Origin of the sequence: Streptomyces sp. NRRL WC-3549, from assembly GCF_000721935.1 — a bacterium.
GTDB lineage: Bacteria > Actinomycetota > Actinomycetes > Streptomycetales > Streptomycetaceae > Streptomyces.
This window is the reverse complement of record NZ_KL585450.1, coordinates 18,746-21,437: the sequence shown is the minus strand read 5'-3', so window position 1 is coordinate 21,437 and position 2,692 is coordinate 18,746. Positions and strand designations below refer to the sequence as shown.

The following is a 2,692-nucleotide window of genomic DNA, read 5'->3' as shown; positions in this document are numbered from 1 at the left end:
GCCGCGGGCCACCGGCGGGCTCCGGCCGCTCCAGCTCACCGCTGACGCGTTCCAGCACGGTGGTGAGGTGGGCGGCGAGGTCCCGCACGGCCCACTCCCCGAGCTCCGACGGCCGGGCGAGCTGCTCGGGCGTCAGGGTGCGCACGGCCTCCCGCAGGTGGCCGAACTGGGCGAGGACCGCGGTCCGGGTCCGGGAGACGTCGTACGCCCGGAGGCGCTTCCTGGCTGGTGGCATGGGGCGAGACTAACGACCTGGTGCGTGGGAGCGAGCGGATCAGGTCGGGTGGCCGGTCCGGCCGACGACGCGAGCGGTCCGTGCGGCGTCCGCCTCCGCGCGCCGGCGCGAGCCCGCCCGGCGCTCACCTCCGCGCGAAGTCCGCCGCCTCGGGGTGGCGGACATCGGTGCAGCCCCGGCGTGCGGCCGACTCCTCGGCGTACGCGTGGAGCAGCGCCTCCAGCCGGTCCCCGGCGATGCGGTCGTACGGGTAGGCCATCCGCAGCAGGTGCACGGCGGGCCGGCCGTCGCAGACGGAGGTCGCCCACCAGACCGGCCCGTCGGCCGTCCCCGGGGCGGCCGGATCGATCCGCTCCGACAGCGGCGAGTCGGTCCACAGCCAGCGGGTGCCGTCGCCGACGACGGTCTCGGTTTTCATCCACAGCGGGGACAGCCCGAGGACCAGCTCCATGGCCCGAGGCCTCTGCGAGGTCTTCTCGTAGGCCGGCCAGATCCTCCGGACCTCGTCCTCGCCGAGCGCGAGCAGGCAGGCGTCGTGGGCGCTCGCCTCGCCGGCCGGGGAGGCGAGCGCCCGGTCGGGGAGCGGCCCCCGCCCCTGCTCGGCGACGAAGCGTCCGTACCAGGCACAGGTGCCGCCCGCCTCGGCCACGGGACCCAGCGCCGCCTTCGGTACGGGCAACGTGGCCGGCAGCGCGGGCAGTTCGGTCGCACAGCCGAGCTCAGCGGCGGCCCGTCCCACCGCCTGGCGCGCCAGTGCGGCGAGCGCGCGGCGGTCCTGGGGCGTGACGGGGCCCGGGTACTGGGCGGCGGCCGAGACCTCGGCGGAGGAGAGCTCGCCGCCGTCCGTGCACAGGGCCCTGGCCGTCACCGTGTCGGCCTCGTACTCCCCGAGCCTGCCGTCGCCCAGCGGGTGCGGCACGGGGCGGTCCGCCACGGCCGCGATGTCGTCCGCCCCGCCTCGGCGGAGTCGGAAGGGTTCGTCGTCGAGTTCGACCCGGCGGTCGTCGGTGCTCCGGCCGGCCGGGTACAGGTCGAGCGTGAGGGCGACGTGCCCGTGCACCTTCCCGGAAGCCTCCACCCGGTAGACCGTGCACCCGCTGGCGCGCTCGTCGGTGGAGACCCGGTCGCGGTCGGACAGCTTCACCCGGACGGTTCCGCCGTGCAGTTCGAGCACCCGGTCCGGGTCGACGAGACCGCCGCACGCCTCGTCGATGCGCTCACGGCTCTCGGACCGGGCGCGGACGGCCACCCCGGTGACGACGGACCAGAGGCTCAGGCCGATGCCCGCCACGGCGACCAGCACGAACAGCGTGTTCAGGGCGGACCGCAGCCGGGGGCGGCCGTCCGGTGGCCCGGGATGCCGGGCCGCGCCTATGCCGTCGTCGTCCATCGTCCCCCCGTACCGCGACGTCCTGTGACGCCCGGCAAACTACCAGTCGCCGACGACGGGCTCACGGACGACGAACGTCTCCCCGTTCGCCGGGACGCCGACGCCCCGCCAGGTGAAGGGGATGCCCCGGGCCACATCGAGGTCCGGGTGGTCCATCAGCTGGAAGTGCACGTGCGGCTCGGTGGAGTTGCCGGAGTTGCCGCACCGGGCGATCCGCTGCCCGGCCCGGACGGTGTCCCCCGCCTTCACCTGGAGCGACCCGCGCCGTAGGTGCGCGTACGCGGCGTACACGCCGTCACCGAGGTCGAGCACGATGTGGTTGCCGAAGAGATGGCGCGGCCCGGCCAGGTCGCGCGCGGAGGCCTCGAACAGCATCAGATACGCCAGGGCGGGGCCCGAGTTCCGGCTGAGGTGGTCGCGCCGGCCGTCGCTCGCGTGGACGACGGTGCCGTCCGCCACGGCGAGCAGCGGGGCGCCGAAGGCCGGGAAGTCCTCGTTGCGGCGGGCGACGGGCCACACCCACCGGAAGGGCGGGCGGCCTTCCCCCTCCTCCGGCTCGGCGACGACGTCGATCGCGTACGTCTGCCCGCAGCTGTGCACGCCGTGGCTGGGCACCCGGTCGGCCGGGCTGTTGAGCGCGCTCCAGCGCCCGGAGACCGGCGGATCGACCTCGACGGCGGCACGTTTCCTCACCGCCACCTCCTGGCCGCTCAGGCGGCCGAGCACGAGGGTGACGGCGACGGCGACCGCGGCGGGCACGAACGTCAGCCAGAAGGGGAGCAGGGGGTCGGCGAGGACCCCCACCAGCACCAGAGCGACGAAGACGATCCAACAGCAACGGCCCAGGATCGCCGCGGCCTTGCGTACGGACATGAGGTCCCCCCTCGTGGTGTGCGTGCGGTCAGGGCCGGGCAGCCGCCGTAAGCACCACCAGCAGCGGTACCACCCGCGTGCCGGGGACCTCGTAGCGCCCGCGCCCGGTCGTGTGCAGCCAGCCCGCGGCGGTCAGCAGGCGCAGGTGGTGGTAGATCTGACCGGTCGTCCTGGTCCTGTCTCTTATACACATC

At 75.0% G+C, this 2,692-nt stretch carries 3 protein-coding genes and 1 pseudogene; all 4 read right to left on the bottom strand.

What is annotated here, in order from left to right; translation table 11 throughout:
* Positions 1–235: maleylpyruvate isomerase N-terminal domain-containing protein (locus IH13_RS0135280; protein WP_031091118.1), on the bottom strand; the 235-nt coding region annotated here is incomplete at its 3' end.
* A 124-nt stretch (positions 236–359) separates the two neighbouring features.
* Positions 360–1,625, bottom strand: coding sequence for a hypothetical protein (locus IH13_RS45405; RefSeq protein WP_234433503.1), 1,266 nt, complete (start codon positions 1,623–1,625; stop codon positions 360–362).
* A 39-nt stretch (positions 1,626–1,664) separates the two neighbouring features.
* A complete protein-coding gene (locus IH13_RS0135270) occupies positions 1,665–2,498 on the bottom strand; it encodes a M23 family metallopeptidase (RefSeq protein ID WP_031091116.1) in 834 nt (277 codons plus the stop codon).
* 28 nt (positions 2,499–2,526) lie between these two features.
* Positions 2,527–2,692, bottom strand: a pseudogene (locus tag IH13_RS41805) (ArsR family transcriptional regulator); the annotation flags it as partial.